This is a genomic window from Pseudomonas sp. TH32 (assembly GCF_016650855.1).
In the GTDB taxonomy this organism is placed as follows: domain Bacteria; phylum Pseudomonadota; class Gammaproteobacteria; order Pseudomonadales; family Pseudomonadaceae; genus Aquipseudomonas.
Window position 1 is genome coordinate 2747988 of record NZ_JAEKFA010000002.1, and the last position, 20376, is coordinate 2768363.

Genomic DNA, 20376 nt, shown 5'->3' on the forward strand with positions numbered 1-20376 from the left:
CTCAGTGCCCAAGCGCAATGGGCGCGGGATGGGCCAGGCCGCCCCGGCACTTGAGCACCCGCACCTGCGCCGGGCTGGCCTCCACCGCCAGGCGCAAGGCGGCCGGTGACGGGTTGATGGCCTCGTTCAAGGAGCGCCAGGCAAAGGCCAGGGTCTGGCCGGTTTCCGCCGCCACCTGCAAGCGGCGCAAGGCCCGGTCATCGGCCTTGCGCGGCCAGCACAGCACCGCGCCACAACTGCCGGAGCGCAGGCATTGCTCCACCGCCCACAGGGCGTCGCGCTCATCGGCCTGGATCACCGAAAGCTGGCGCACATCCACCCCGGCGTTTTGCCAGGCGTGGGGGTACGGCGTGTAAGGCGGCGCCACCAGCACGATGCGCTCGCCGGCCGCCGACAAGCGCGCCAGGGTCGGCCACACCAGTTGCAACTCACCCACGCCCTCCTTCGCCATCAGGATTTCGCTCAACGCCGCTTCCGGCCAGCCACCGCTGGGCAGCACCGCGTCCAGGGCCGCAAGCCCGGTGGGATGCACGCTGGCAGGCGGCGCCGCGGGCCGGCCTTTCCAGACCCGGCCGCCATTGAACAGCGAGTCCAGTGCAACGACGGCGCCCATCAGCCTTGCCTCACCAAACCGCAAAACACCCCTTCGATGGCCAGGTCCTGATCGGGACGCACCACGATGGGTTGATAGGCGGGGTTGCGCGGCAGCAGGCGCACACGCTCGCCCACGTGTTCGAAACGCTTGATGGTGACTTCACCGTCCAGGCGCGCCACCACGATCTGCCCGTTCAAGGCCTCGGCACTGCGGCGCACGCCCACCAGGTCGCCATCGAGGATGCCGTCTTCGATCATCGAATCGCCCTGCACCCGCAGCAGGTAATCCGGGGTTTTCGCGAACAGGGCCGGGTCGAGCAGCAGGCGATTGTGAACCTCGGCATCGGCGCCGATGGGCAGGCCGGCGGCCACCCGGCCGAGCACCGGGATGTCCAGCAGCTCAGGCCGCGCCGGCTGATTGAGCAGGCGAATGCCCCGGGCCTGGTTCGGGTTGACCTCGATAAAGCCGCCCTCGGTCAGCGCCACCACATGCTTGCGCGCCACACTGCGGGAGGCAAAGCCGAACGCCTCGGCGATCTCGGCGAGGCTGGGGGACTGGCCTTGCTGCGCGATGCGGTCGCGGATAAAGGTCAGGATGGCGGTACGGCGGGGCGTTAAGTTCGTCATGGAGTACATTTGTACTCCTGTGGGAAATTTCCTGCAATATCCGTCAGTCGCTTCCCACTCCGCCACTGGAAAAGCCCGCGCCAAGTTGACGAACGGTCTTCCGAATGTTCAGATGCCGGCCTGTTTCAGGTGCCTCATGCCGCCGTGCATGGGGTGAAACGGGAAACCGGTGCCGCTCTTTCCGAGCCAGTCCGGTGCTGCCCCCGCAACGGTAGACGCGTGATCCCTTCGACACACCACTGTGGCCCGCGCGCCATGGGAAGGTGAAGGTGTCCATACGCGTGAGCCCGGAGACCGGCCTGGAATTCTGTTTGGCAAAATCCTGCGGTGGGCGGGCATGGGCCGGTATTGGCGTGTGCTCGGTGCCTACTCGTGCGTGCTTTTCGCGAAAGATACTTTTCCGAGAAGACTATGATTCGACCTTTCAAGACTCCCGTGCCCGGCCTGTTGTTCGGCTGCCTGTTCAGCCCCCTGCTGCTGGCCGACGACAACCCCCTCGAACTCAAGCCACTCAACGTTTCCGCTCCATCGGTGGAGTCCACCACCGTGGCCGAAATGGCCCGGTACGGCAGCAAGGTCGAGATCGTCACCCGCGAACAGATTGAACGCGCCGGCCCCGCTGCCGATGTCTCGCGCGTGATGCAGATGTTCATTCCCGGCCTGTACGTGGCGCCCAAGAACGGCCGGTTCGACTACGGCACCTACTCCCTGCTGGGCGGGCGCAACGATGACACGTTGATCCTGCTGGACGGCGTGCGCCTGAACAACCGGCTGTACGGCGGCCTGTACCTGGACACCCTGCCCGCCAACGCCATCGAGCGCATCGAAGTGCTCAAGGGCGGCCAGAGCCTGCTGTTCGGCACCCAGGCGGTGTCGGGGGTGATCAATATCGTCACCCGCAGCCCACAAACCCGCGAGGCGTCCGGCGAAGTGAACCTGGGCGCGGACACCTTCGGCGGCACCACCGGCGATTCCCGGGTCGAGAAGATTTTCAACAACGGTGTTGGCGACCTCGGCTTGCTGGCCTACGTCAGCCGCAACGTCTCCGAGGGCTACCAGCCGTTTCGCAACCGCGACCTGAAAAACGTCACTGACAAAAAGCGCTCCTACGAAGTCACCACCTTTGGCACCAAGGCGATCCAGTCGTTTGGCGATGACACGCGCCTGGAGCTGTTTTACCAGTACGCCGACGCCAATCTGGATTTCGCCCGCCCGGTGGACAACCGCAAGACCACCAACGACCGCGTGCAACAGATCGCCACGGCGACCTTCGAGCAAAGCCTCAACGAGCGCCTGAGCTACTTCGTCAAAGGCCATATCAACGACTGGGACACACGCTACACCCGCATCAACAATGTCGAAGGCGGCGGCACCGTGGTCAAGAATCACGACGACTACTGGGGCTTCACCGACTGGGGCGTGCAGGCCGAAGGCAAGGCCATATTGCCGGGCGAGCACGTGCTGGTATTCGGTTCCGACAACCAGTGGTTCAAGGGCCAGGACGATGTATTGATCATCGACGACAACAAGGCCCAGGCCCACGCGCTGTACACCCAATTGCGGCCGAACATCGAGGCCCTGCCGAACTGGCACCCGAGCATCGGCGTACGCCATGAAGCCATGAGCGGCGGCGACAGCGCCACCGTCGGCATGCTCACTTCGCTCTATGATCTCAACGACAACTGGGCCCTGCGCGGCCAATACGGCACCGCCTACAAGCTGCCGAACGCCGAGCAACTGTTCGTCAACGAAGACGATGAAAAAGGCAATCGCAACCTCAAGCCCGAGAAGAGCCGCAACGCCGAGCTGGGCGTCGACTACAAGGGCAGCCTGTTTGCCCGGGACTTCAGCGCCAGTGTCACGCTGTTCAAACGCAAGATCACCGACCTGATCACCCAGGACGATATCCAGTGGGTCAACGGCCAGGGCCAGATCCAGATGCGCGGTTTCGAGGCCGACGCCACGCTGCAACTCAACGCGCAATGGAGCGTGCAGGCCGACATGACCCGCAACCTCACCGAGTCCCGTGCCGGGGTCACCATCAACGACATCCCCGGATTCTTCGCCCGCTCGCGGGTCGGCTATGAATCGGTGGATCGTATGTGGGGCGCCGGCACGGCCGTGCGCTACATCGGCGATATCGTCAGCTCGAAAAAGGTCGAGTACGGCAACTACACCGTGGTCGACGCCGACGCCTATCGCTACCTCGACAACGCCCACCAGCATCGCGTCAGCCTGCTGGTAGAGAACCTGCTGGACCGCGACTACGTCACCAGCCGCGCCAGCAACGTCGACAACCTCGGACGGCCGTTCACCTCCGAAGTCCGCTACACGTACCGCTTCTGATGAGTACGCCGGTGGAAACTCACCCGGACTGGTCCCACGTACCTGACCACGCCCGTCACGTGTTCCTGTGCACCGGCCCGCGCTGTACCCAGCGTGGTGCCCTGCAACTGTGGAAAACCCTGCGCCGCCACCTGCTGGCACACGACCGCATCGAAAAACCCGGCGGCGTATTGCTGACCCGCACCCACTGCCAGTTCCCGTGCAACCTGGGGCCGATTGTGACGGTGTACCCGGACACCTGCTGGTACGGCGTGCACACCCCCGCCGACGTGCAACGGCTGGTAGAAGTGCACCTGGTGGGCGGCGAGGTCGTCGAGGATCTGCTGATCAAGGAGCGCCCATGAAAGCCCCCTGGCTGCTGTTGGGCGCCCTGCTCGGCGCCGCGCCGGTGTGGGCCGACAGTTATCGCAACTGCAACCAGACCTGGGCCGCCGAACACCCTGCGCCCTCGCGCATCGTGGCTCTCAACCAGCATGCTGCCGACCTGTTGTTGGCGCTGGACGTTGGCCCGGCGTTGGTGGGCGTGGCGTATCTGGATGACAACGGTGCGGCCCACCCACGTGGTGAGTACTTCGATGTACCGGTGATCGCACCCAAGTACCCGTCCAGCGAAGTGCTCTATGCGCAAAAACCGGATTTGGTGGTCGGTGGTTTTGCCACGGCGTTCGGCACCGGCGTCACTTCCCGTACTGGCCTGGCCGGCAACGGGGTGGCGTCGTACTTGCTCGAATCGGCGTGCGACGGGCACTCACTGGATTACTTCGGGCATATCCGCAACGACCTGTTCACCCTTGGCGCGCTGGTGCACAAACAGCACCGGGCACGTGAGTTGAGCGATGCCATGGACGCTGACCTGGCCCGTGCCCAGGCGCTGATTGGCGAGGGAAAACCGCTGTCGGTATTTTACCTGGACAGTGAAGTCAACGGCCTGGACAGCGAAGGCCGGCGCGGCTTCGTCACCACGCTGGTGGCGGCTGCCGGGGCGCGCAATGTGTTTGCCGGGATCAACCAATACCGCGTCACCGTGAGCCGTGAAACCCTGCTGATGAGCGACCCGGATGTGATTTTGCTGGCGGACGCGGTGTGGTCGCCGGCCAGCAGGAAGCGCCAGTTGTTGACCAGTGACCCGGTGTTGTCGCGTCTGCGGGCAGTGCGGGAGAACCGGATGATCGATATTCCGTTTACCCATTTGGTACCCACCGTGAGCAGCGGCCGGGTGGTGTTGGAGCTGGCGAGGCAATTCAAAAAACTGGCTGAACTTCCGTAGGAGCTGGCTTGCCGGCGATGGCATCCCCTCGGTGTATCTGAAAGACCGGGTCGCCCGCATCGCCGGCAAGCCAGCGCCTAAATCGGGCCGTGTTTGCTTTTGCTCTTCACCACTCATGACTTTTGGTAAAGAGTCCTTTTCGGATTCAGCGGTTTTTCTGAAGGAACGAGGAGCCGATACTCGACTCCATTGTTCACATCACTTCAGGAGTCACCCATGTCCATTCCCGCATTCGGCCTCGGCACGTTCCGCCTGCAAGGCCAGGTCGTCATCGACTCCGTCAGCACCGGCCTGGAGTTGGGCTACCGTGTCATCGACACCGCGCAAATCTACGAAAACGAAGCCGATGTCGGCCAGGCCATTGCCGACAGCGGCATCCCACGGGACGAGCTGTTTATCACCAGCAAAATCTGGATCGCCAACTTCGCCGAAGGCCAGTTGATTCCCAGCCTCAAGGAAAGCCTGCGCAAACTCCAGACCGACTACTCTGGACCTGACCCTGATCCACTGGCCATCGCCGGAAGACCAGGTGCCGGTCGCCGAATTCATGGGCCAGTTGCTGGAAGCCAAGCGCCAGGGCCTGACCCGGCAGATCGGCATTTCCAACTTCACCGTCGACCTGATGAAGCAGGCGATTGCCGCCGTCGGTGCCGAGCATATCGCGACCAACCAGATCGAATTGCACCCGTACCTGCAAAACCGCACGGTGGTGGATTTTGCCAAGGCCCAGGGCATCCAGATCACCTCCTACATGACCCTGGCCTACGGCGAAGTGCTGAAAGACCCAGTGATCCAGCAGATCGCCGAACGTCATCAAGCCACCCCGGCGCAAGTGACCCTGGCCTGGGCCATGCAACTGGGCTACGCCGTGATTCCATCGTCGACCAAACGCGCCAACCTTGCCAGCAACCTCAAGGCGCTGGACCTGACCTTGACTGACGCCGACATGGCGCAGATCGCAGGCCTGGAGCGCGGCCATCGCCTGACCAGCCCCAAAGGCATCGCGCCGAACTGGGACTAAACCCCAGGCGGGTTGCAATAGAGCGACAGCGTGTGATGCAACTGCCCCAGCGCGTCGTCCACCGCGGCGACAGCGCCGGCCAGTTCGTCATGGGCCTGTCGCTCGCAGACTTTCTCCAGTTGCTCACAGCAGTCCATCAAGGCCGGGGCCTTGACCATCCTTGCGCCACCCTTGGTGCGATGGGCGAGGTCATGCAGGCGGGCAAAGTCTGCGGTTTTTTGTAATGTCGCCAGTTGCCCGTGATCCGTCTCAAGGCTGTCGAGCAGCGGCACCAGCAGTTCTTTGACCGCGTCGATATCGCCCCCGGTCAATTTCTCCAGATGGCTCAAGTCCACACCCGATAACGCCTCACCCGGGGCCACCGAAGGCGTCGCCGTGCGCGACGCCAGGGCCGCGTGCAAATCCTCTAGCCCCGAGGGCTTGAACAGGCAGCCGTCCATGCCGGCCTGGCGGCACCGCTCGACCTCCTCCGGCTGAGCGTTAGCGGTAAACCCCAGTAGCAGGCACGGCCCCAGACCACGCTCGCGCTCCAGGGTGCGGATATCCCGCGCCAGTTCGTAGCCGTCCTTGAACGGCATGTTGCAGTCGGTAATCACCCCGTCAAACTGCCCCGACAACCAGCGCTCAAGCCCCTCGACGCCATCTTCGGCGGTGGTGATTCGATGCCCCAGAAAACTCAACTGCCGGGCCAGCAGTAAGCGGTTGGCGGGGTAGTCATCCACCACCAGAATGCTCAGCGCGTTGGCCGGAGGGGTTTCCAGGGCAACGGAGACGGCCGGCATCAACGCCGGGTCGGCGACCGCCAGTGCCAGGGTGACGTCCACCCGCGTGCCCTGCCCCAGCAGGCTGCTCAACTGCAACTCGCCCCCCATCATCTCGCACAGGTTGCGGCTGATGACCAGGCCCAGGCCCGAGCCACTGCGCGCAGATTGCGCGGTGTTGCTGCCCTGGATAAACGGATTGAACAGGCGTTTCTGGTCTTCGACACTGATGCCGATGCCGGTGTCTTCCACCCACAGCCTGAGGTTCAAGTACCCGTTGGCAATCGCCGACGAACCGGAAGCGCCCAGCTTCACCTGGCCCTGGGGGTGAACTTGATGGCGTTGCTCAGCAGGTTCGACACCACCTGCTTGAAACGCATCGGGTCCACCAGCACATATCGATCAATCAGCGGGTCGAGTTCCACCTGCAGTACCAGCCCCTTGGCCCGCGCCAGGCCATCGAACACCCGCGCCACAGACGTCAGCAACTCATGCAGGTTCGACGACTCCATGGCCAGGGACAGATGGCCCGACTCAATGCGTGCGATATCGAGGATATCGCCGATCAACTCCAGCATGCCCCGCGACGCATCGGCGGCCACCTCCAGCGCATCGTGGTCGGCCCGCCCCTGTTCGGCGGCTTTCAAGGCCAGTTCGAGCATGCCGATCACAGCGTTCATGGGCGTGCGTATCTCATGGCTCATGGTTGCAAGGAAGGTGGTCTTGGCACGGTTGGCGGCGTCGGCGTCCTCCTTGGCCTCCTGCAGCTGGCCCAGCAGGTGCTGCCTTTCGCTGACATCCACCCATCCGGCGATCATGCCCACCACCTGCTCATCACCGTCGTGGTACGGCAGCATCCAGTGGTAAATCGTCAGGGCCGTGCCGCCCGGCACCTTGAGCACGCGGTCGTGAATCTGCGGCTCGCCCCGCTCCATCAACCGCAGGTAGTCCTCATGAAACGACTGCGCCTGAGGGCGGTTGCCGGTGTCGGTCTCGACCACCGTTTTGCCCACCACGTCCTCCAGCTTGAAACCGAACACATCAAGATAAGCACTGTTGCATGCCATCAACCGTCCCAGGCGATCACGCACGTAAATCGGATGGGGCGTGCCATCGATCAACGCGCTCATAAACCGCATCTGGTCACTCAGCGCACGCTCGGCCTGGGCCCGCTTGCGTATCAGGCGGCGCAGATAAATTGCCCAGCCCAGGGTGATCAGCAGCAGCAACGCCGCCAGGCCGAAGCCCTGGATGATCGCATTGCGGTGGCGCGACCAATAGCTGTCCTCAATCACGACTTCGCTGCGCCAGTGGCCAGTCAAATCATCCATTTCCTGTGGCGTGATGCTCAGCAGCGCCTTGTCGAGGATCGAATACAGCTCCAATTGGCTGCGGTTGACACCAAATGCGATGCGGGCCGGTTCGGAGCCGATGGTGCTGGTCACCCGTAAACGGTCACGGTACTCGCGGGCGATGATGTAGCGCGCACCGATCAGCGTAATGACAGCGGCATCGGCACTGCCGTTGGCCACCAGCGCCATGCTCTGTTCGGGGTTCTCGGCGGGCACAAACTTGATGGTGGGATAGTCCCGGGCGATGCTTTCCTGTTGGCTATTGCCACCCAGCAATGCCAGGCGCCTGCCGGCCATGTCTTCCAGGGTGAGCGGGTTGCCGGCGTCGGTACGACTGACCAGTACATACGGGTTGATCAGGTAAGGCCGGGTAATGCGCACCTTATCGGCGTGCTCATTGCCGGGGGTCACCACTGCAATCATGTCTGCGGCGCCCGCACTGACCTTATCAAGCTGCTGGGGCAATGAGGTGCCGGCGACCACGTCGAATTTCAACCCGGTGCGCAAGCTGATGCGGGCCAATACCTCGGCGCTCAGGCCTTCAAACTCTGCCTGTTTGCCGAGAAATGAAATGGGCAGGAACTTGTCGAGCACCGCCACCTTTATCCGTGGGTGCCGCTCCAGCCAACGCTGCTCACTGGCACTCAAGCGCAGCCGGTCCGACCCCAGGACCCCTAGATTGCCGGCACTCCAACGCCGCAGGATTTCCATCTGCTCACTGGCCGGAATGACGGCCAGTGCGCCATTGACGATACGCAGCAGGCGGCTGTTGTCCCGGGCAAATGCAAAGCCGAACGGGTTGACTTCCAGTGACGAGAAGTCAGCCATCCGAACGTTGTTCAAGTGGTTGCGGTTGATCAGGTAATTGGTGCTGATGGCGTCGCCCAGGTAGACATCAGCCTGGCCGAACGCCACGGCACCGATGGCCTCGAAACTCGATGGAAACAGCTGTATCCGGGCATGGGGGTAAAACGCCTGGACCGCACCCGGCTGCATATAGTGATAGAACATCGCCACACGCTTGCCGGCGAGGTCCGCACTCAGGGATTGGCTGTCGCCGGAACGGGTGACCAGGGTCGGTTGATCCATGGCGTAGGAACGCGACAGCGCAAGCTGCGGGTCTGCCGCTTCGTAACCGTTGGCCGACCCCACAAAGTCCACCTCGCCACGCTTGAGCGCAGTGATGACCTCATCGCGATTGTCGTAGCGACGCACTTCGATCCTGACATTCAACGCATCGCCGATCAGCGCCGCGTAATCCGCCGTGATCCCCTCAAGCTCGTCGTTGCTGCTCAGCTCGAACGGCGCGTAATCGGGCCCCGAGATCCCCATCAACAAGCGGCGGCGCTCGCGCAACCAGCGCCAGTCAGCTTCATCCAGCGCGGCTGCCGGGGTTTCGAGGAGAGAGTGCCCCAACAGAAACAGAGGCCGAGGCTCACCCAGGGCCGGGCTGTGTATACAGAGCAGGCCCAGCAATATGCTTGCACTGAGCCACAGGCCCCGGAGTATGGTCATTTCAGATCAGATGATTGCGCTGGGCGAACTTGGATAAATGCACCACGGACGACATTCTCAGCTTCTCCTTCAGGCGGGTTTTATAGGTGCTGATGGTCTTGTGGCTGAGCAGCATGTCTTCGGCGATTTCCTTGTTGCCCAGCCCCAGCGCGAGCTTCTGCAGCACGGTCAACTCGCGGTCGGAAAGCTCCGCTACCAGGTCCTGTTCAGTGGACTGTAAATCGTCCCGGCGCACCGAGCTGGTGGGCAAGCTGGGAAAGCAGCTGTAGTTGGACATCACAGCCTTGATCGCTTTTTGCAGCTCATCCAGCTCGCCCGTCTTGGCGACAAACCCCATCGCACCGGCGCGCATGCAACGGGTCGAAAAAAACACCGCAAGGTAGGACGTCAGCACCAGGATTTTGCAGGGCAGGCCCAGCGCCTTGATCCGGCTGATCACCTCCAGGCCACCCAGCTTCGGCATGGCCAGGTCGAGGATGATCAGTTCCGGGCGCTCCTCCCTGGCAATCTGCATGGCGTCGGCGCCGTTACCAGCCTCGTAGATCGTGTCAAAACCTTCCTGTTTCAACAGAAACCGGACGGTGGCGCGGATAAATGGATGATCATCCACGATTAAAGCTTTGCTCATAGGGCTCCCCTGGGAGGATTCAGTACCGTTACACATCACACGGGACCTATCTACCTGTGAGAAATACCAGTTCCGACGAACGGAGCTGAACGTTCCTACAAACAATAGCCGGGTCCCTTCACTTGAAAAACGCCTGGCCATGGGTAGTGGCACCTGCGTGCCTGGCTAGTCGCAAGCGCGCAACCTTACCAATGGAATGACGCAACAACTGAAGGGATAGTCCCAGACAGATGTAGGACTTTTCCTCACTAGAAGCATAGTAAACAGCCGGCTCCCAGGGAGCAGAAGCCGCCTAGTCGGTGGTACTCGGGCTCCAGAACGCCTGTACCACCAGGGTCGAGGTGGAAATACGCGCCACCAGGGCGTCCAGTTCATCACCGTCTACCGAGGTCACGGCCAGCGTCGCCTCGATTTCCACCTCTTCAGGACCGAAGGGGCGCACGTCCACGTCACTGGCCGGATAGTTGCAGCGTGCAAGTTCGGCTTCGAGCAAGGCCAGTACCGCCTTTTGCTGGGTACGCCGGGCCACCACGTACAGAATGTTGGTCACCTCGGCCGACACCACGTCCAATGGCTGACGGTTGATGTTATTGACGATCGGTCGCAGCAAGGTATTGGCCGCCAGCACAAACAGCGTGCCCAGCAGCGCTTCCAGGATCAGGTCGGCACCGGCACAGGCGCCCACCGCCGCCGAGGCCCAGAGCGTAGCAGCGGTATTGAGCCCGCGCACATTGCCTTCTTCCCGCATGATCACGCCGGCGCCGAGAAAACCGATGCCCGAGACCACGTAGGCCACGACCCGCACCGCCCCTTCGGCGCCGCCCAGGCGGTTGGCCATGTCGACGAAAATCGCCGCACCCACCGCCACCAGCACGTTGGTGCGCAAGCCCGCCGTGCGCTGGCGGTACTGGCGTTCGAAACCAATCAGCCCACCGAGAATGAAGGCCGCGGTGAGGCTGACCAGCGTGTCGACCAGCGAGTTGAGGTTGATGTTGTTGATTGCTTGCATAGGCGTCTTCCCTATTCATTACGAGCCAAACTTGCGGATATAGAAACCTTCAGCGTCTGGGTCAGCAGACAGGCGCGTCCGTAGTACCGCGATGCAAGGCATCACGTACCGTCAAGTGTCGATGAGAGGGAATTCGGGATCGGGCCAGGACTGGCCGCCACCGGGATGCCGCTTCTCGCTGTTGGGCGAGACAACGGCATCGGAAAAATGCGCGTTATCTTGCCAAGTATGTGCCGGTTATCGAGACCGGCCGACGACTGTCACTCGAACAAGTACCCACTGAGGGTCTCCGCTATTGATGAAAACGCGCGAAGCTTACGCCCTGATTTCAGGAGAGTAAACCGTAGGAAAATTTACCCAATGGGTTTGGGGAGGTTCTTCAGGGAGGGTTCAGGTGGGTCTTCAAGCAAAGATATTGAACATGGCACCAATGAAATGTGGGAGCTGGCTTGCCTGCGATGGCGGAGTGTCAGCCAGCCGATTCATCACTGAACCACCGCCATCGCAGGCAAGCCAGCTCCCACACTGGAGGTGTACACCTGAAAATTACGGGTGGACTGTCTATATCGCCCCGGGTCGATCACGGGCGACCAGCGACAGGTACTCGTCAACCTGCCCTCCCTCCAGAGGCTTCACCTGAATGGAAACCCGATTCACCTGCCGCCCCATCTCTACCCCATCCCGGGTACGCACCTGAACATACCCAAGCCTGGGCCAAAAGCGCTCGGCCTTGGCATTCCCCACCACCACCGTCAGCCGCAACCAGCGCGCCCCAAGGCTCACCACCCATGCCTGGAAATCCGCATGCAACTGGTGCGCAAACCCGCTGCCGTGCAACGGCGTGGCCACCAACAACAGCCCGATATGCCACACCCCAACCGCCAGCAGATCAGACGCCACATTCACCACCGCCACCAGTTGCCCTTCAGCATCGCGGTAGCCAATCCAGTACATCCGCGTGTAGCTCCAGGTGTCAGGCAACTGAAGCGTCAACTCATCCCGTGCCTCCGTGGGCGTGGCAGGTTCACCATTCACTGCAAGGAAATACTCCGGCGCCGCCTCGAAAAAGCGCTGCAGCTCGGCCTCATCCTCAAGGGTCAGCTCCACCACCCGAATGCCCGCTATCGAACTGCGCGGCAACTCCACTGTTTCAACAACCTCCATGTTCATCGCTCCTCAATCATCCCGTGTGAGTACTTCCAGCAACTCGATCTCAAACCGCAGATTGCTGTTGGGCGTGATATGCGCGCCCATCGACCGCTCACCGTAAGCCAAGTGCGCCGGCACAAACAACGTGCGAATGCCGCCAACTTTCATGCCCATCAGGCCTTGGTCCCAGCCTTTGATAACGCGGCCGGTGCCGATCACGCATTGAAACGGCTTGCCGCGCTCCCATGAGGAATCGAACACCGTGCCGTCTTCGAGGGTGCCGGTGTATTGGGTCGTGATCAGGGCGCCTTTGACCACGGTCTTGCCGTCGCCGAGGCGGATGTCGGTGATTTGCAGTTCGTTGCTCATGGTGTTTTCTCGTTGTGTGTAACGGACGTTTTCCCAGAGCCGGTCACGCTTGGCAAGCTCGGTATTAGGATTGCATACCGGCCGAACTATATCGTTCTGCGTGCGTTTAAAACACTTCTCGGTCTTAACCCACACCCAATCAGCACTTAGCCAACTTGAATGCGTACTCAGCTAGAACTGCCTACAAAAACCGATGAAAACGACCCTATCACACAGTGCCAATCGCTTATTTACGTTAGCCGAGTCAGCGAGCAGCCTAACCACCCACGAACATAAACACCAAGGATGATTTACATGACCATTGGATCAGAATTCAATTACCCAGCCGACATCGCAACTAGTTACTCTAGAGAAAAGAGATCTATTCAAAATAAATGGCGAGGACGTTTTCCTGGCCCTCCAGACTTATGTTTTGACTACCGGGCCCTGGTAGAGCAAAAAGACGGAATCGCCACCTCGGCCAATTCGGATCACAGCATCTGTATTATCGGAGCTGGCATAACAGGGCTTACTACCGCCCGAGAACTTTATCGCTGTGGATTTGAAAATATAACGTTGCTTGAAAAATCCAAGCGAATCGGCGGCAGGCACCTTACTGTGCTTGGAGGACAACAATCCAATAACATAGGACGTCCACCCTTTGAAATGGGCGCGATGCGTATGCCCTTCTTTAACCGATCTGACGAGCAGCCCACTGAGGGTAGGTCTCTGATGGCCTATTACGCCAAAGAATTTGAATTGGCTCATTCAAACTTCCCAAACCCCGGAAGCCCCTGGGTCAAGTCAACCGGTATCTACTTACGCGAAGGGAGCATAGACAATAGCAGTCAGCCCACAATGCTGATCTGGAAAAACGGAGACGGGGTAACACCTCCACCTGGCGAAACGCTAAGAGCCGTGTATGCAAAATGGCAAGATTTTGCCAGACGTCTTACACGGAAAGTCGCGGAGTTATACGCAAGCGAGCAATGGGAGTTATTTTGGGCGGCCATAGTTAAAAAGTACGAAAGTATCTCGTTTCGGGATCTGGTGAAAATGCCAGCTATTGAGTCTTGGCGCAGGGATCATCCCGGGGACTTCGGAGGAATGGGGATGACGACACAAGAATCGGCGGTGTTCTACGCAATTGGAATCGGTGATGGCAGTTGGGGAGCATTTTATGACATATGCTCACTCTATCCCTTACGTACTGCGATTTTCGGTTTCAGCAGTCACCTCCAGTTGATTCATGGCCGAGTCAATATGGACGGCATGGCTGTCGACTCTCCACACCTGAAAAGCTCGGCCGTTTTCGACTCCAGGGGGCTTAGGTTTAATAAACCCAACTACAAAGGCCTAGGCGCCTTGGCAGAGTGCATGCTCTTTATGAGCACTCCCGAAACAGGAAAATCCGTTTATGAACATAGCCTCGAAAGGAAGACCGGTTTACTGACTGACTCTCCCGTAAAAAGGTTGGAGAAACTTAAAAGCGGAAAAATACGAGTCCATTATGATTGGAACTCAAGCAACCCTAAAAAATCTGAACCCTGCTCTGCTGAATTCGATTCGGTCATCATCACTTTACCTTCGTGGCTGATCGAAACGCAGATAACCCTTGAGGGCTTCGATCAAGAGATGCTTCCTTTCGATACGATAAACGCATATAAAACCGCCCATTGGGAGACTAGCTGCAAAGTATACGCCCCCTTAAAAAAGTCATTTCTATCAAAAAACACGAAAATCCCTCAAGCCATTGTGACCGACAGCTTCATACATGATGTGTACACCTATCGCTACAACGAACAATACACCTATGACTGCATACTTCTGAGCTATACATGGGAGGACGACGCCACGAAACTCTCTTCATTAAGCGACAAAGAGTTGGTAGCAAAGTGCATTGAGGAACTGGATAGAATCCTGATCAACTCTACAAACATTCGAGAGAAAATTTCCCCATATATCGGCCACGAGCAGGCCGTCGTCCAGCGCTGGATGAATGACAAAAACTCATTAGGGTGCGCAAAACTCTACAGACCCGGCACCTACTACGAAGCCGTGGGCCTAATGAAATACAACAAAGATTACTCATCCAAGTCTGGACTTTATCTCTGCGGCGAATCTTTTTCAGTTGATGCTGGCTGGACCGAGCCTTGCTTTAGAGGGGCAATAGATACTGTAATAAACATCTGCAACAGGACCGGCGCCACATTCAACGGGGGATTTTCTATGCAGCACTATCCAGAATACAAAACCGATCATTCACACTAATCAAATTCAGCGCACAACAAAAACTCTTAACGGAACCAAACTACACCGCTATAGGAACCGTCTGACTTTCATTTAAACATCAGCTCGCCTCTTATAAACACCCAGCTATTCCTGGCTGAATAAAAATAAGAGGTCACCCCCCAATGAGCGATCCAACAAGCCCTGTTCGCATAGCTGTCGTCCAGTTCGATCCCCAGGTCGGGATGGAAAACCGGGAGCGCAACCTGCGTCTTAGCCTAGAGCTGGCAACGGAGGCGGTGAGCGGCGGCGCCAATCTGATCGTGCTGCCAGAGCTTTCGAACTGTGGTTATTTCTTCTCCAGCCGTCAGGACGCGTTTGATCACGCTGAGGCCATTCCGGGCGGGCCGAGTGTGCAAGCCTGGACGGATTTCGCCTGCAAACATCAGGTGTATCTGGTGGCAGGCCTCAGCGAAATCTGCGGCATGCAGCTGTTCAATACCGCCGTATTGCTTGGGCCGGACGGTTTTATCGGCAAGTACCGCAAGGCCCATCTGTGGAACCTGGAAAAGCTCTGGTTCACTCCCGGCGATGTCGGGTTTCCCGTCTTTGAAACGCCCATAGGCCGTATAGGCCTGTTGATCTGCTGGGACATCTGGTTTCCTGAGGTGCCGCGCATTCTCAGTCAGCAAGGCGCCGATATTATTTGCAGCCTGAATAACTGGGTTTGGACCCCGCCTCCGCTGTTCGACGACGCGGGGAAGTGCATGGCGTCGTACCTCACGATGACCGCAGCCCACGTCAATAACGTGTTTATCGCCGCCGCCAGCCGTATCGGCGAGGAACGCGATGCGCGGTATCTGGGGTGCTCGCTGATTGCCGGGACCAATGGCTGGCCCATCGGCGCGGTGGCTTCGGCGAATCGGCAGGAGATTCTGTTTGCCGACGTTGACCTCACCAGCGCCCGCAGTGCGCCTATCTGGAATAGCCTCAACGACTTGCAGCGGGACCGACGTGCGGATATTTACGACCAGATGCTCGGGTATACCCAGCATCGCGCCCTGCCACGCTGATCGGAGGGCGTCTCATGGAAACCCTTTTGGAAAAGCCGCGTGCAGACCGCTCCCGGGCCGATAACACCGTCATCGCGCTGGGGCTTGCCAGTGCTTTGTTGATCCTGTGGATAGCCCTTGCTTACCCCTGGCCCGGTTATGCCGATATGGTGACCAGCCTTCCCCACCCCAGCGCCTGGCTGCGCTGGGTGCTAGGGGATATCAGCGAAGTCGCGTTCTACAAACATGAACTGGCCTCACTCGGCCTGCTGGGCGGCGCGTATCTGGCGTGGTGGGCCAGCCGTACAGGCAAGTCCTGGCAAGGCTTTGCCATCTCGTACGGTACTGGGCTGTGGCCGTGGCTGGTAACCAGTTCATTACTCGGTTTACTGCTGAGTAATGCGTTGTGGGGCTGGACCGTCACCGCTGACACGTGGCAGCCGACGTTTGCGGCGTTTGTTTCGCTGCCAGCGGCCATGGTGCTGATGTTCGGGGGTGGCTGGAAGGTCACGCTCAACGGTGCCGTGCTGGGAGCCGTACTGGTCACTCCGATGTGTTTACTGATCGTCAATTATCTCTGCCTGCCACTGGGCTTGCCGGCTGTGATCGGCAATGTACTGGGAATGGCGGTGGGCAGTGTGATTGCCTTTGTGTTGTGCCGTCGAGTACCGGCACTGGTGAGCAGTGATTACGTCGCGCCGCAAAAGCCTGCTCCATTGAAACCGCCGACCTATGGCCTGGTGTGGAGTGCGCAAAGGGTATTGGCTGACTTTTCCGAAGCGCCATTCTTCGGCAATGAACTGGCCAGCCTGGGCTTGTTGGCTGGCGTATTACTGGCTTACGCGTTGAACCCGGTGAGCCCGGCCTATGGATCTGGGCTGGTAGTGCATCTGATCGGCGCACAAGCGCTGACATCTGCACTGGGCGTGGTGATCTGGCGACATCAGTGGATCAAACGCGGCTGGTATCCCACGTATGTTCCGCTGGTTTCGGTGGTACCGGCAGCCGTGCTGACCCATGGCGGCAGTTGGGAAGTGATGGGATCAAGTGCATTGCTCGGCGCATTGATCGCGCCGCCACTGGCCTGCGCCATTGCAGGACGGTTGCCGCCCCACTTCCACCCCTACATCGGCAACGTAATCTCAATGGCGCTGAGCACCCTGATGGTGGTGCCATTAGTGGGATGGCTGGCCGTTTAGTCTCTATCTCCTACGCCGGGCAACGGACTGCCCGGGCAGTCACAGCCAATGCCAGAACCGGCTCCAGAAACCCCGTCCCAAATCGTTCTTGCAGCCCGCATATTGAGCCGCATACATCTGCGAACGCGCCTGCACCTTGCCGGCCACCGGCATCAGCCAGGCTTTGCTCGCATAGGTGCGCTGACGATACCCGCCCCAGCCTTCGTGGTAGTTCAGGTATTGGCCGTAGGCATCGTATTTGTACACGCCGTTGATGGTGTAGGTCTTGTCCATGTACCAGCCGACAAAATCGATGGCGTCGTCAAAGTCCTGTCGGCTGGCGCCAGTACGACCGGTGCTTTTCTGGTAGTCGCTCCACACTTCGTCCTTGGCCTGGGCATAGCCGGAGGCAGTAGACACGCGGCCCCAGGGGATGATCCACAACAGGTATTTACGCGGGGTCTTGGCGTCCTGTCGAAAGCCTGACTCCTGGTACATGATGGCGAACGGTACCTGGATCGGCACGCCCCAGCGCGCCTGGGTCACCTTGGCGGCGTCGTACCAATCGTCTTTTTCGCGAAAGATGCCGCAGATGTCGTTGGGGGTGCGGGGTGGCGAGGTGCCGCAGCCGGCCAATAAGGCAGCAAGTAGCAACAGCCCTGCGGTTTTTCCTGCGTTCAAAAGCTCACCGTCTCGTCGTGAGGATAAAAGGCGGGCAGTTTACTCGTTCGTCGGGGTTGCTGTAGAGGTCAAAGCGAGTCTATTTCTGTGGCGAGGGAGCTTGCTCCCGCTGGAGTGCAAAGCGCTCCCCATCCGGTGGGCGCGGTATGCCTGGGGCGTTGCGTTCACCGGTTTTGGGGCTGCTGCGCAGCCCAGCGGGAGCAAGCTCCCTCGCCACATGGGGTCGGGTGGTTATCAGGTAACGACTGCCGTCAGTTCCAGTTCAAGCAGGCCGTTGCCGGGCAGCCCGGCCACGCCCACCGCCGAGCGCGCGTGCCGGCCGCGTTCGCCAAACAACTCGATCAACAGGCGCGACGCGCCGTCGACTACTTTGGAGAACCCCTGGAAACCTTCCCCGCCCAACACAAACCCGCGTACAAACAGGATGCGCTCAACGTTCTCCAGCCCTACCGCCTGGTCCAGCACGCTCAACGCCCGCAGCACGCACGTCTGCCCCGCTTCGTTAACCAACGAAGGCAGCGTCTGGTCCGTCACCGGCCCGGTGATTACGTGGTCACCCTGTCGACAAACCTGCCCGCTGACATACGCCACGCCGCCATGAATCGTCACCGGCACGTAGTCGCCCTTGGGGCTAGGTGCCTCAGGCAGTTCCAGGCCCAGCGCTTTCAGTTTTTCGTGCACGCTCATGCCGGTTCCTCGACAAATTCCACATGCCCGCCCAGCCAGCAGCCCGCCACTTGCCCCGCCTCATCCCGGCGAAACCGCAGGGAGATTTGCGAAGGCCGGCCCATGGCCCGCCCCTGGCGAATATGCACCGGGCGTTCATCCGCCGTCACCAGGCCGTTGTGCAGCAAACCAAACGCCAACGCCGCGGCGGCGATGCCGGTGGCGGCGTCTTCCGGGTAGCCCGAGGACTTGGGAAATTGCCGCGCATCGAACTGTCGCCCTTCCAGGTCCGAGGGCGCGTACGGGTACAAACCGGTGGAACCAAGGCGCTCGCACAGTTGCTGCATTCGCCGGTAGTCCGGTTTCAGGCTGTCCAGTACCGCTACGCTTTTCAGCGCGATCAGGGTTTTCACCCGGCTGGTGCAGGCGTTCTGGATCGGCAGCGGTGCCAGTTCGTTGGAGGTGATGCCGAGTACCGACAGAATCTCGGCCTCGACTTCGGCATCGTTCAACGCCTCGACCTGGCCCTTGGGCTGGCTGATTTCCACCTGGATATCCGGGGTGCCCGCAGCGGTGATCCGCGCATCCACCCGACCGCTCAGTGTCGATAACGTCAGGCGATCCTTGTGCAGCATGCCCAACTGATCCAGCAGCCACACCGCTCCCACGGTGGCGTGCCCGCACATTTCCATCTCGTGGTTGGGCACCCAGAAGCGCAAGGCAAAATCAAATTCGCTGCCGGCCGGCGGGGCAAATACAAAGCCGCATTCATGACCGTAGTCGCGGGCGACTTGCTGCATGTCGGCATCGCTCATGCCATCGGCCACGGCCACGGTTGGCGCGGGGTTGCCGCCACGGGCAGTGGCGGGAAAAACATTGACCAGGTGAACCTCGGGCGTCATTTCGCCTCTCCCTGAAGGGTGGAAACAGTCGGCGCCACGGCGTCGACGATGGAGTTGGTGTAGACCTGCTGCGGGTCGAGCTTTACCGGGTCGCTCTCCACCGCGTTCATGAAGCGGATATTTTTCTCAACACCGTCTTTCTCGATCCGTGGCGTTGCCGGGTAGGACGGCAACGAGGCGGTCCAGGCGGCATTGAAGATGGCGGCGTCGGTGTTGGCGAAATACGGGCGTACCGATTCGCGAGCCTTGTCCGGGTCGCTGGCGATCAGGTGCTCGGCACGCCACAGGGCGCGGACCATTTTCTCGGCGGTGGCCTTGTTGTTGGCCAGCCAGTCTTCGCGGGCAATCATCGCGGTGAAGAGGAAGCCGTCCAGGGGCTTGTATTCGCCCTTGGCCAGGTCCATCAGCACAAAGCCGCCCTGTTTTTCAGCGGTGGTGATGGTGGGTGGCGACAACGAGAAGCCGTTGATGCTGCCTTGGGAAAACGCCGCGAGCATGTTTGGCGCGCCACCGATGGGCATGATGGTGAAGTCTTTGTCCGGGTTGAGGCCCGCGTCCTTGGCCAAGTAGCGCACCAGCATGTCGGTGGTGCTGCCGGGGCCGGTGACGCCGATCTTCAAGCCCTTGAGCGCCTGGGCACGGGCCGCCAGGGATGAAGTGGCCGACACACCGGCTTTTTGCGCCGAGGCCCCGTCGATCACCACGGTGCTGCCGAACTGGGTTTGCACGGCGGCGAACGCCTGGACGTCCTGGCCCTTGGTACGGGCACGCACCGCGACGGCGGGCAAGCCGACGTACGCATCGGCGTCACGCCCCAGCACGGCGGTGAGTGCTGCCGAGCCGCCTTTCTGGAACACGATGACGTCGACGTTCAGGCCTTCATCGGCGAAGTAACCTTGCTTCTGCGCGACGTAGATCGGCACGTAGAGGAAGCCTTCGCTGGGGAACGCCAGGGTGACTTTGGTCAGGTCCCGGGCCTGTGCGGCGGGCAAGCATGAAGCGAGTAAAACGCTGGCGATGAACAGTGGTTTCAACATGATCAGGCTCCACA

16 protein-coding genes, 2 pseudogenes and 1 riboswitch are annotated in these 20376 nt (G+C 60.3%); of the genes and pseudogenes, 7 read left to right on the forward strand and 11 right to left on the reverse strand.

Translation table 11 applies throughout. The annotated features are described in order from the left end of the window. Position 1: 1 nt before the first annotated feature. Together imuA and lexA are read right to left on the reverse strand one after the other, a co-directional pair. Positions 2-613 (reverse strand): translesion DNA synthesis-associated protein ImuA, encoded by a 612-nt coding sequence (imuA, locus tag JFV30_RS16290; RefSeq protein WP_017475309.1) that lies wholly within the window; start codon positions 611-613, stop codon positions 2-4. Beyond that, a complete protein-coding gene (gene lexA, locus JFV30_RS16295) occupies positions 613-1230 on the reverse strand; it encodes a transcriptional repressor LexA (RefSeq protein ID WP_169388935.1) in 618 nt (205 codons plus the stop codon). The genes imuA and lexA overlap by 1 nt, the downstream gene beginning before the upstream one ends. A gap of 101 nt (positions 1231-1331) precedes the next feature. Further along, a riboswitch (cobalamin riboswitch) is annotated at positions 1332-1538 on the forward strand. 94 nt (positions 1539-1632) lie between these two features. Here lexA and JFV30_RS16300 point away from each other — a divergent pair. The 4 genes and pseudogenes from JFV30_RS16300 (at position 1633) to dkgB (ending at position 5855) form a co-directional block, all read left to right on the forward strand. Beyond that, entirely contained in the window at positions 1633-3567 is a 1935-nt protein-coding gene (locus JFV30_RS16300; RefSeq protein ID WP_201124617.1) for a TonB-dependent receptor plug domain-containing protein, read from the forward strand. Continuing rightward, positions 3567-3911: a (2Fe-2S) ferredoxin domain-containing protein gene (locus tag JFV30_RS16305; RefSeq protein ID WP_207201876.1), complete on the forward strand. Its 345-nt coding sequence runs from the start codon at positions 3567-3569 to the stop codon at positions 3909-3911. The genes JFV30_RS16300 and JFV30_RS16305 overlap by 1 nt, the downstream gene beginning before the upstream one ends. After that, on the forward strand, positions 3908-4834 hold the full coding sequence (locus JFV30_RS16310; RefSeq protein ID WP_201124618.1) for an ABC transporter substrate-binding protein: 927 nt from the start codon (positions 3908-3910) through the stop codon (positions 4832-4834). Before JFV30_RS16305 ends, JFV30_RS16310 begins: the two co-directional genes overlap by 4 nt. Before the next feature lie 216 nt (positions 4835-5050). Beyond that, a pseudogene (gene dkgB, locus JFV30_RS16315) lies at positions 5051-5855 on the forward strand (2,5-didehydrogluconate reductase DkgB). On the opposite strand, the pseudogene JFV30_RS16320 reads toward dkgB, so the two are convergent. From JFV30_RS16320 to JFV30_RS16340, 5 genes and pseudogenes are all read right to left on the reverse strand, one after another. Beyond that, positions 5852-9483 (reverse strand): annotated as a pseudogene (locus tag JFV30_RS16320) (transporter substrate-binding domain-containing protein). The pseudogenes dkgB and JFV30_RS16320 sit on opposite strands and share 4 nt — an antisense overlap. Before the next feature lies 1 nt (position 9484). Continuing rightward, positions 9485-10111 carry a response regulator transcription factor gene (locus tag JFV30_RS16325; RefSeq protein WP_010172201.1) on the reverse strand — a complete coding sequence of 209 codons (627 nt, stop codon included), beginning with the start codon at positions 10109-10111 and terminating at the stop codon, positions 9485-9487. A gap of 292 nt (positions 10112-10403) precedes the next feature. After that, on the reverse strand, positions 10404-11120 hold the full coding sequence (locus JFV30_RS16330) for an MgtC/SapB family protein (RefSeq protein WP_010172203.1): 717 nt from the start codon (positions 11118-11120) through the stop codon (positions 10404-10406). A gap of 561 nt (positions 11121-11681) precedes the next feature. After that, positions 11682-12284: a GNAT family N-acetyltransferase gene (locus JFV30_RS16335; protein WP_201124619.1), complete on the reverse strand. Its 603-nt coding sequence runs from the start codon at positions 12282-12284 to the stop codon at positions 11682-11684. A 12-nt stretch (positions 12285-12296) separates the two neighbouring features. Continuing rightward, entirely contained in the window at positions 12297-12638 is a 342-nt protein-coding gene (locus JFV30_RS16340; protein ID WP_177089580.1) for an FKBP-type peptidyl-prolyl cis-trans isomerase, read from the reverse strand. Positions 12639-12932: 294 nt separating this feature from the next. On the opposite strand from JFV30_RS16340, the gene JFV30_RS16345 reads away from it, so the two are divergent. The 3 genes from JFV30_RS16345 to JFV30_RS16355 all read left to right on the forward strand — a co-directional run bounded on the left by JFV30_RS16345 (position 12933) and on the right by JFV30_RS16355 (position 17097). Further along, a complete protein-coding gene (locus JFV30_RS16345; RefSeq protein ID WP_201124620.1) occupies positions 12933-14888 on the forward strand; it encodes a flavin monoamine oxidase family protein in 1956 nt (651 codons plus the stop codon). A gap of 143 nt (positions 14889-15031) precedes the next feature. Then, a complete protein-coding gene (locus tag JFV30_RS16350; protein ID WP_201124621.1) occupies positions 15032-15919 on the forward strand; it encodes a nitrilase family protein in 888 nt (295 codons plus the stop codon). A gap of 14 nt (positions 15920-15933) precedes the next feature. Continuing rightward, positions 15934-17097, forward strand: coding sequence for a hypothetical protein (locus JFV30_RS16355; protein WP_201124622.1), 1164 nt, complete (start codon positions 15934-15936; stop codon positions 17095-17097). 39 nt (positions 17098-17136) lie between these two features. Here the strand turns inward: JFV30_RS16355 and JFV30_RS16360 are convergent, their stop codons facing one another. The 4 genes from JFV30_RS16360 to JFV30_RS16375 form a co-directional block, all read right to left on the reverse strand. Next, complete coding sequence (locus JFV30_RS16360) at positions 17137-17757, reverse strand: transglycosylase SLT domain-containing protein (RefSeq protein WP_169388951.1); 621 nt, start codon at positions 17755-17757, stop codon at positions 17137-17139. A 234-nt stretch (positions 17758-17991) separates the two neighbouring features. After that, positions 17992-18444, reverse strand: coding sequence for a RidA family protein (locus JFV30_RS16365; protein ID WP_201124623.1), 453 nt, complete (start codon positions 18442-18444; stop codon positions 17992-17994). After that, on the reverse strand, positions 18441-19325 hold the full coding sequence (locus tag JFV30_RS16370; protein WP_169388953.1) for a PhzF family phenazine biosynthesis protein: 885 nt from the start codon (positions 19323-19325) through the stop codon (positions 18441-18443). Before JFV30_RS16370 ends, JFV30_RS16365 begins: the two co-directional genes overlap by 4 nt. Then, positions 19322-20362 carry an ABC transporter substrate-binding protein gene (locus JFV30_RS16375; RefSeq protein WP_201124624.1) on the reverse strand — a complete coding sequence of 347 codons (1041 nt, stop codon included), beginning with the start codon at positions 20360-20362 and terminating at the stop codon, positions 19322-19324. The genes JFV30_RS16370 and JFV30_RS16375 overlap by 4 nt, the downstream gene beginning before the upstream one ends. Positions 20363-20376 lie beyond the last annotated feature (14 nt).

Excerpts from the sequence above, each read along its gene's own strand:
- JFV30_RS16355 (WP_201124622.1), top strand. The coding sequence starts at position 15,934 with ATGGAAACCCTTTTGGAAAAGCCGCGTGCAGACCGCTCCCGGGCCGAT.
- imuA (WP_017475309.1), bottom strand. The coding sequence starts at position 613 with ATGGGCGCCGTCGTTGCACTGGACTCGCTGTTCAATGGCGGCCGGGTC.
- JFV30_RS16305 (WP_207201876.1), top strand. The coding sequence starts at position 3,567 with ATGAGTACGCCGGTGGAAACTCACCCGGACTGGTCCCACGTACCTGAC.
- JFV30_RS16300 (WP_201124617.1), top strand. The coding sequence starts at position 1,633 with ATGATTCGACCTTTCAAGACTCCCGTGCCCGGCCTGTTGTTCGGCTGC.
- JFV30_RS16350 (WP_201124621.1), top strand. The coding sequence starts at position 15,032 with ATGAGCGATCCAACAAGCCCTGTTCGCATAGCTGTCGTCCAGTTCGAT.
- lexA (WP_169388935.1), bottom strand. The coding sequence starts at position 1,230 with ATGTACTCCATGACGAACTTAACGCCCCGCCGTACCGCCATCCTGACC.
- JFV30_RS16335 (WP_201124619.1), bottom strand. The coding sequence starts at position 12,284 with ATGGAGGTTGTTGAAACAGTGGAGTTGCCGCGCAGTTCGATAGCGGGC.
- JFV30_RS16365 (WP_201124623.1), bottom strand. The coding sequence starts at position 18,444 with ATGAGCGTGCACGAAAAACTGAAAGCGCTGGGCCTGGAACTGCCTGAG.
- JFV30_RS16325 (WP_010172201.1), bottom strand. The coding sequence starts at position 10,111 with ATGAGCAAAGCTTTAATCGTGGATGATCATCCATTTATCCGCGCCACC.
- JFV30_RS16310 (WP_201124618.1), top strand. The coding sequence starts at position 3,908 with ATGAAAGCCCCCTGGCTGCTGTTGGGCGCCCTGCTCGGCGCCGCGCCG.
- JFV30_RS16340 (WP_177089580.1), bottom strand. The coding sequence starts at position 12,638 with ATGAGCAACGAACTGCAAATCACCGACATCCGCCTCGGCGACGGCAAG.
- JFV30_RS16375 (WP_201124624.1), bottom strand. The coding sequence starts at position 20,362 with ATGTTGAAACCACTGTTCATCGCCAGCGTTTTACTCGCTTCATGCTTG.
- JFV30_RS16345 (WP_201124620.1), top strand. The coding sequence starts at position 12,933 with ATGACCATTGGATCAGAATTCAATTACCCAGCCGACATCGCAACTAGT.
- JFV30_RS16370 (WP_169388953.1), bottom strand. The coding sequence starts at position 19,325 with ATGACGCCCGAGGTTCACCTGGTCAATGTTTTTCCCGCCACTGCCCGT.
- JFV30_RS16330 (WP_010172203.1), bottom strand. The coding sequence starts at position 11,120 with ATGCAAGCAATCAACAACATCAACCTCAACTCGCTGGTCGACACGCTG.